At 39.5% G+C, this 6543-nt stretch carries 12 protein-coding genes; 10 read left to right on the top strand and 2 right to left on the bottom strand.

Annotated features, from left to right (window positions below):
- The 7 genes from QT974_RS29075 to QT974_RS29045 form a co-directional block, all read left to right on the top strand.
- Nucleotides 1–232: hypothetical protein (locus tag QT974_RS29075; protein WP_333471860.1), on the top strand; the 232-nt coding region annotated here is incomplete at its 5' end.
- Nucleotides 229–495, top strand: coding sequence for a Txe/YoeB family addiction module toxin (locus QT974_RS29070; protein WP_332967907.1), 267 nt, complete (start codon nucleotides 229–231; stop codon nucleotides 493–495). The genes QT974_RS29075 and QT974_RS29070, both read left to right, overlap by 4 nt.
- 220 nt (nucleotides 496–715) lie before the next feature.
- Nucleotides 716–868 carry a hypothetical protein gene (locus QT974_RS29065; protein WP_333471859.1) on the top strand — a complete coding sequence of 51 codons (153 nt, stop codon included), beginning with the start codon at nucleotides 716–718 and terminating at the stop codon, nucleotides 866–868.
- Nucleotides 869–913: 45 nt separating this feature from the next.
- Nucleotides 914–1450, top strand: coding sequence for a hypothetical protein (locus tag QT974_RS29060; RefSeq protein WP_333471858.1), 537 nt, complete (start codon nucleotides 914–916; stop codon nucleotides 1448–1450).
- 231 nt (nucleotides 1451–1681) lie between these two features.
- On the top strand, nucleotides 1682–1909 hold the full coding sequence (locus tag QT974_RS29055) for a hypothetical protein (RefSeq protein ID WP_333471857.1): 228 nt from the start codon (nucleotides 1682–1684) through the stop codon (nucleotides 1907–1909).
- Nucleotides 1899–2309, top strand: coding sequence for a putative toxin-antitoxin system toxin component, PIN family (locus tag QT974_RS29050; RefSeq protein ID WP_333471856.1), 411 nt, complete (start codon nucleotides 1899–1901; stop codon nucleotides 2307–2309). The genes QT974_RS29055 and QT974_RS29050 overlap by 11 nt, the downstream gene beginning before the upstream one ends.
- 71 nt (nucleotides 2310–2380) lie before the next feature.
- The gene (locus QT974_RS29045; protein ID WP_333471855.1) at nucleotides 2381–2605 is read left to right on the top strand and encodes a hypothetical protein; all 225 of its coding nucleotides are present in this window, start codon (nucleotides 2381–2383) and stop codon (nucleotides 2603–2605) included.
- Between the two features lie 91 nt (nucleotides 2606–2696).
- Here the strand turns inward: QT974_RS29045 and QT974_RS29040 are convergent, their stop codons facing one another.
- Nucleotides 2697–3923 (bottom strand): tetratricopeptide repeat protein, encoded by a 1227-nt coding sequence (locus QT974_RS29040; RefSeq protein WP_333471854.1) that lies wholly within the window; start codon nucleotides 3921–3923, stop codon nucleotides 2697–2699.
- 170 nt (nucleotides 3924–4093) lie between these two features.
- Between QT974_RS29040 and QT974_RS29035 the strand changes: the two genes are divergently transcribed.
- From QT974_RS29035 to QT974_RS29025, 3 genes are all read left to right on the top strand, one after another.
- The gene (locus QT974_RS29035; protein WP_333471853.1) at nucleotides 4094–4639 is read left to right on the top strand and encodes a hypothetical protein; all 546 of its coding nucleotides are present in this window, start codon (nucleotides 4094–4096) and stop codon (nucleotides 4637–4639) included.
- Between the two features lie 229 nt (nucleotides 4640–4868).
- On the top strand, nucleotides 4869–5315 hold the full coding sequence (locus QT974_RS29030; RefSeq protein ID WP_333471852.1) for a hypothetical protein: 447 nt from the start codon (nucleotides 4869–4871) through the stop codon (nucleotides 5313–5315).
- A 27-nt stretch (nucleotides 5316–5342) separates the two neighbouring features.
- Nucleotides 5343–5870 carry a hypothetical protein gene (locus QT974_RS29025; protein ID WP_333471851.1) on the top strand — a complete coding sequence of 176 codons (528 nt, stop codon included), beginning with the start codon at nucleotides 5343–5345 and terminating at the stop codon, nucleotides 5868–5870.
- 167 nt (nucleotides 5871–6037) lie between these two features.
- Here the strand turns inward: QT974_RS29025 and QT974_RS29020 are convergent, their stop codons facing one another.
- The gene (locus QT974_RS29020; RefSeq protein WP_293184352.1) at nucleotides 6038–6271 is read right to left on the bottom strand and encodes a hypothetical protein; all 234 of its coding nucleotides are present in this window, start codon (nucleotides 6269–6271) and stop codon (nucleotides 6038–6040) included.
- Between the last annotated feature and the right edge of the window lie 272 nt (nucleotides 6272–6543).

The following is a 6543-nucleotide window of genomic DNA, read 5'->3' as shown; positions in this document are numbered from 1 at the left end:
AAAAACGATGTCAACAGTTTATCGTTTAAAAGCCAGCGAACTCGATCTTAATTTTTTAGAACAAATCAAAGCGACTTTTGGAAATAAAGAGATTGAAATAATTGTTTCAGAATGTGATGAAACCGAATATCTTTTGAAGTCGGAAGTCAATAAAACCAAACTGTTGAAAGCTATTGAAAATCTTAAAGACAGACAAAATTTAGTTGAAGTCGATTTACAGGATTTGCAATGAGCAGAAGAATTATTTTTGAATCTTCTGCTTTTGCAGATTTTAACGAATGGGCAAAATTAGACAAAAAGATTTATCGCAAAATTGTAGAATTGATTAAAGATATAGATCGATCGCCCTTTGAAGGATTGGGCAAACCTGAACCTCTGAAATACGAGTTAAGTGGTTTTTGGTCCAGGCGCATTGATAACGAACATCGTTTAGTTTACCAAGTTACGGAGGTCGAAATTGCGATCGCAGCTTGTAAGAATCATTACAGTGAATAGTATATTTGAGGGTTCTGACGCACGGGCAGTCAGCAAGCGGGTTTTTCCCTGAATACTTCGCTATGCCTCGCAGAAACTGCGAACAACCCGGTTTCTTAGATTTGCGGGTGGCCAGAAACCGGGGTTTTGCCAGAATACTTCGCCACACCTCCTAGAAACTGGGAAAAACCCGGTTTCTTTGGTTTAGAAATCTTACAAGATATTTTAGCAGATAATATTGATGGGTAGAAAACGCGATATTAAACAGGTTGATGCGATCGCTAAGGAGTTTAAAATGGGAGGTGAATTAAGGATTGCTTTTGGTTTATTCATTGAGGAAGAAAAGAAAAATGGTTATGGTGGAACTTTAAACCGTAGAGGCGATTTTACTTAGGTCGAACTCCGCCAGAAAGCAAAAGAATTTTTAGAGGATATTTAAATGGCTATTCAAACATCTATTGCTAATCAGAAGCCAAATATCGAGCAAATTATTTCAGTCATTACTAAACCGATGATCGGAGAAATTTGTCATCAGGTTATATTTAGTTATGGGGATGAATTACGGCTAGATTTCGGTGAGATGTCTGCCTATACTCACCCAAAACTAGCACATCTATGCAAAGGTAGTTGGCAATTTGGCGCCAGGGCAACACCTTGGGTTTGCAAGCAAGGCGATCGAATCTTAACTTCTTCCTTGCCAGTAGATATAGATGCAGAAATAGATGAGGTAGAAATAGATGCTGTCAAAAAAGTTTTGCAGCAATTGGAAAATAAAGAATTGATGGATTTTGCGATCGATGCTCATAATATTAATCTCACTCTAGTCTTTGAGGGCGATTACCAACTAATTTTACAGCCAGATTTTCAAGATGATTCTGGACTTCCCTATTGGGAATTGTTCATGCCAACAGAACAAGTTTTGACGGTTGGGCCTAGATTTTTTTGGGAATGTAAATCAATTCACGAACGTGATTGATATTAAATTAAATTGAGAATGGCTTTATGCCTCTAAAATAGTATGTTGTAGCCAACTCATTCATCAAGAAGCTGTAGGGGCGGGTTCGCCAACAGCCTTAAAGCTTGCAGATAGATTATATAAACCCGCCCTCCCCACGAAAAATCCCCTTATTGACATTGGTGCAAGATGTGAGATAAAATCAATTTAGAACAAAAAATTGTTTTCGTATTAATACTTTTTTTAAGGTCTATGGCAATAATTACGATTCAAGTTGATGACAATATTAAGACAGCGTTTGAAGAAGCTAGTCTTAAGACTCAGCAAGAGTTAAGTTCGATTATTCAATTGTTTTTTAGACAAAATTTACACAACAAAACTTTAACCCAGGTTATGGCAGAAATTTCTGACAGGGCCGCGCAGCGAGGCTTAACGCCAGAAATTTTACAAGATATTCTAGCAGATAATAATGACGAGTAGATTTGTACTAGACACGAATGTTTTAATCAGTGCTTTACTGTTTAAGACCTCAGTCCCATTTCGGGCGATTGAGTTGGCAGAAAAACAAGGGATAATTTTATATTCTGAAGCGACTTTAAATGAATTAGAGCAAGTTTTGAATCGGAAAAAGTTTAACAAGTATCTTTCTTTGGAAGATAGACAATTGTTTTTATTGAAGTTTATCAGTTCATCCCAATTAGTCTCTATTACAGAAAATATCACAGTTTGTCGAGATAAAAAAGATAATAAGTTTTTAGAGTTGGCTGTTAGTGGTAATGCCAATGTAATTGTTACTGGTGATATGGATTTATTGGTATTAAGTCCTTTTCAAGCAGTCGAAATAGTTACTCCTGATATGTTGATTGATAGATTTAGTTAATGCCATAATTATATGGCACTTCTTTAGACTGGAAACGCTATAATTATCATAATCTAAAATAAGCAAAAACGATGTCAACAGTTTATCGTTTAAAAGCCAGCGAACTCGATCTTAATTTTTTAGAACAAATCAAAGCGACTTTTGGAAATAAAGAGATTGAAATAATTGTTTCAGAATGTGATGAAACCGAATATCTTTTGAAGTCGGAAGTCAATAAAACCAAACTGTTGAAAGCTATTGAAAATCTTAAAGACAGACAAAATTTAGTTGAAGTCGATTTACAGGATTTGCAATGAGGAGAAGAATTATTTTTGAATCTTCTGCTTTTGCAGATTTTAATGAATGTACCGATCGCTCTTTTTATCCCTTTACTAAATGCGATCGCTCTCAATCTTCTTGCTGAAGTTCTTCTATTAGATTAAGTACCTCTTGATAATTTTCTTCTTTTTCCTGTACATGATATAAATTTTTAGCGTGGTGAAGATCCAGAGCTGCTTTTTCGTAATTTCCCAACTGACCGTAGACAATGCCTCGGTTGTGATAAGCTTCAGCAAATTTCCCTTCAAGCTGAATTGCCTGAGTGTAATCCTCACACGCTTTCTTTTTTTCCCCCAACCTAAAGTGAATAACCCCCATGTTGTAGAAGGTTTTTTCATTATGGGGGTTCAGCCAAGCTGACTGGGTGTAATCATCAAGTGCTTTTTGCAGATCGTCTAGTTCCAAGAAGTAGACATCACCTCTATTATTCCAAGCAAGGGCATAATCAGGATTTAGTTCAATTGCTTGGGTGAAATCTTTAAGTGCCCCTGGCACATCCCCCATTTGTAAACGAGCAAAACCTCGGCTATTGTAGGCTTGATCATTGTTAGGATTTAGTTGAATTGCTCGGCTGTGATCTGCCTGTGCTCCTCGGTGATCACCTAATTCACAAGAAATAATACCGCGGTTTCTGTGAAAATCTGAACACTTAGGATTGAGCAATATCGCCTCTGTGTAATCTTCAATTGCTCCCGGAGAGTCTCCTAGTTCATGGCGAACATTAGCCCGGTTATTGTAGGCATTTGCATAATCAGGATTGAGCTTAATTGCTCGATTGAAATTTTCAATAGCTCCCTCAAAATCTCTTTCCTTAGCCTTGTTTATTCCCAGTTCATGGAAATCCTCAGCACAGATCGGAGAGTGCGATCGCACTGTCTCCACCAGATAATCAATATCACTGTCCGAGACAAAAGTTGTAATCTTTGCCTCGTTTTCATCTAACTTAGATGACCTGGTTTTGTATCCTGCTTGCTCAAGCCAATCGGGGATATCTCTCCAGTTGTTTAGCCTGATGTCTACTTTTCCCGGAGTAAGCTGTTTGACATACAGATACACAGTTGAACTTAGATCGGCTCTCAATCCTCTCTCTTCCCTGTGAAGCTTTTTAGCGATGTCACTAGGACTACAAGCACAAAGCAATCCTCGTAAATGAAGCTTCTCGACTTCTGTAAGTTCCCGCTTCCGCTTATGCGGTGCTACTTTTAGCTTGGCATCTGCTAAATCTTTGTACAACCTTTCTAAATCCCAGTCCTTAGCAGCTAGGATGAATTGTTCTTCTGGTGAATTCGGTGCCATTTCTAGGGTGTTATTCAGTTCCTACCAAACAATCCTAACAAACTTCCTAACACTTGTTTGGTAGCTGCCAGAGAAACTTCCTAACACTTGTTTGGTAGCTGCCAGAGAAAGTTCTGCGAAGCTAAGGATGTAGTGATTCACTACTGAAAACTTAGCTGACGGAATTAATCATGTACAACAACAATCAGCACAACAAAGCCGAATTATCCCAGCAATTACCCCCGCTTTCCCAAAAACAGGAATACGACTTCCAAACTCAAAAGAAAGTAGGAAAGACAGGAGAGGCGATCGTAGACAAGTGGTTGCAGATTCATGGCTATCGCATTGAGGATGTCTCAGATTTGCCGCAGTATCAGAAAAAAGGTATTGACCGCCGATTAATTCGCCCAAACGGTTCAACCGCAACTGCTGAGTACAAGACTGATTTAAAAGCCAAACAAACTGGAAACTTGTTTTTTGAAGTTTTTGACGATCGCAAGCGTCCCTGTTGGGGATGGACTTCGCAAGCCGATTTCTGGATATTTTTCATTCCTCAACAGGAGATATTGGTCGTCGAACCGGGTAAATTCAGGTTTTTAGTTTGGCAGCAAAAGCCAGAACTCCCGCAGAAAGTAGTACCAAATCGAGGCTACAGTGTAACTGGATTACCTGTTCCATTAGCAAAGGTGCGGAATATTGCTAGTCACGTTTTCAAGTTTCCTGACGTTCTTTTCTAAAAAGAGACATTGGTGTCAATTTAATCAGCGCAGCAGTCTAAGATCGTATAGACTCGCAGTTAATCTGGCGATCGCCTTGAGTAGGCGATCGCGATTATTCGAGTATTATTCGGCGGTTGAAACCGCGTCTTGTCAAGCGAAGTCTGCCTCCGCAGACTAAGAGGTAAACGGTGTATTTAAACCAGATTTGGTATAATATCGCTATATCAAACTGCTGCTATATGAGCTGATGGCAAAATTTTACTATCGTGGGATGGCGGAGCAAAATGGTAAGCCCAAAATAGGTCGCAGTGCTAGATTATTAGGAATTAGACCTGGTATTGACATAGATATTGAGCAAATGCCGACAGGTTATCTAAATGAGCAAGGCTATTTGTTAGCAGATTCAGAACGTGTGTTTCGAGAAGAACTTGTTGTTGTTGCCGTCAGGAATACAAAAGGAATGTCCGTTTCCCTTTCAATTGAAAGTTTACCAGCTTTTCGCAGACCTTCAAAATTTGGTGGAACTGGAAAAGACCTCCTATGGCAAATTGATGACAGAAACATTATGGGAGATTTGCAGGCTGTCCAAGATAGCCCGACCCACGTTAGCATCTTGCCAAGAGTTACAATGTCTTTGGAAAGGTATGAGGCAGCATTGGCAAACACCCAAAATGATTGGGAAAGAGTTGATTGACTTTATATATGATAGGAGTCTATAACAATGGCGTGGATATTCAGTTTATCGGCAGAGTGTGGCTCTGATGAAAGCAATGTCAATAAATTTGCTCAACACTTTGAGGGCATAGAATGGATGTTGTCAAATAATCGCCAATGTCTATGTCGAACAGATACTTTTCAAGATATGGATCGAAACTGGTGGTGTCGGGTTTATCCCAATAATATTAGTGAAGTGGGAATAGATAGCCCTGAAAGTGCTTATGTGATGACAGAGTTAGGTATTTTATTTTATCTAACTCTACGGTTTGCTCCTTGGTTTCGCTATGCTTTGGTTGGGGTTGAAGTTGATGAATTCAGAACCTATAGTGAACTTATGGAGGATTTATCTAATTTATCTATTCCTGGATTGGTTTTAGCCAAGGAACTTACTCATGGGTTAGAAATATTACCAGTTTTCCGACCATTTAGTCCTAGTTATATGTGGCAACCATACGAGGGGGAAGTCTATAATCCATTAATGGCATCCCCAGAGTTAAAAAATAAGCTGAATGAGCTTCTGGCTGTGAGTTGAATATAGTTTGAGGAGGAGGGAGTTGAGGTAGATGAATTGTTTGTCCTGTTTCGGTCTTGTCCATATTTTATCTCAAATACTGGAGCCCAGAAACCGGGTTTTTTCGAGAATACTCGTCACACCTGGCAGAAACTGCTAAAAACCCGGTTTCTTTGGTATTTAAACGATTACTCTTTCCAGTAACGGGTTAAAATCCGAATTACCTCACCGGCTAGAGGCGATGGTAGAGGCGGGCTCCACTCTCCAACTTGTGCAAAACCTAAAACGTGCAGCAGATTAACAATGCTTTCTACCGCTTTGGGAACCCCGCAAATCAGCAAACGAATCGGTTGTTTACCAGCGGGTACATCAGGAATTTCTTCCCGGAGCAGTTCGGGAACAGACTTTGGTTGTGATATCATAGGGTTTGAACTACAGAAGTAGTGGAATTGCGATCGCCCTTGAGTTTTCTAGGCTAGGGGGCGATCGCTTTTGCGTTTGTACATCCTGAGTCTAGTTCAACGGCTGCTGATTGTCAAGCGTTGCAACAATATAAATTGTCGTAGCGGCAATTAAAGAGAGAGTCAAGGTTGCAGAATGCTAACATCAGCTTGCAAAGTTATGGCTAAAAGTTGAGCGTCAGCAGTGATCCGTTGGAAATTGGCAGTTGTGATGGCCGATCGCAATATCAGCA

It is taken from the genome of Microcoleus sp. BM001215392, from assembly GCF_036700185.1.
GTDB lineage: Bacteria > Cyanobacteriota > Cyanobacteriia > Cyanobacteriales > Microcoleaceae > Microcoleus.
Note: the sequence above shows the minus strand (reverse complement) of the source record. Positions and strands in the feature narration are given on the sequence as shown.

Excerpts from the sequence above, each read along its gene's own strand:
- QT974_RS29065 (WP_333471859.1), top strand. The coding sequence starts at position 716 with ATGGGTAGAAAACGCGATATTAAACAGGTTGATGCGATCGCTAAGGAG.
- QT974_RS29020 (WP_293184352.1), bottom strand. The coding sequence starts at position 6,271 with ATGATATCACAACCAAAGTCTGTTCCCGAACTGCTCCGGGAAGAAATT.
- QT974_RS29050 (WP_333471856.1), top strand. The coding sequence starts at position 1,899 with ATGACGAGTAGATTTGTACTAGACACGAATGTTTTAATCAGTGCTTTA.
- QT974_RS29030 (WP_333471852.1), top strand. The coding sequence starts at position 4,869 with ATGGCAAAATTTTACTATCGTGGGATGGCGGAGCAAAATGGTAAGCCC.
- QT974_RS29035 (WP_333471853.1), top strand. The coding sequence starts at position 4,094 with ATGTACAACAACAATCAGCACAACAAAGCCGAATTATCCCAGCAATTA.
- QT974_RS29055 (WP_333471857.1), top strand. The coding sequence starts at position 1,682 with ATGGCAATAATTACGATTCAAGTTGATGACAATATTAAGACAGCGTTT.
- QT974_RS29025 (WP_333471851.1), top strand. The coding sequence starts at position 5,343 with ATGGCGTGGATATTCAGTTTATCGGCAGAGTGTGGCTCTGATGAAAGC.
- QT974_RS29060 (WP_333471858.1), top strand. The coding sequence starts at position 914 with ATGGCTATTCAAACATCTATTGCTAATCAGAAGCCAAATATCGAGCAA.
- QT974_RS29070 (WP_332967907.1), top strand. The coding sequence starts at position 229 with ATGAGCAGAAGAATTATTTTTGAATCTTCTGCTTTTGCAGATTTTAAC.
- QT974_RS29045 (WP_333471855.1), top strand. The coding sequence starts at position 2,381 with ATGTCAACAGTTTATCGTTTAAAAGCCAGCGAACTCGATCTTAATTTT.
- QT974_RS29040 (WP_333471854.1), bottom strand. The coding sequence starts at position 3,923 with ATGGCACCGAATTCACCAGAAGAACAATTCATCCTAGCTGCTAAGGAC.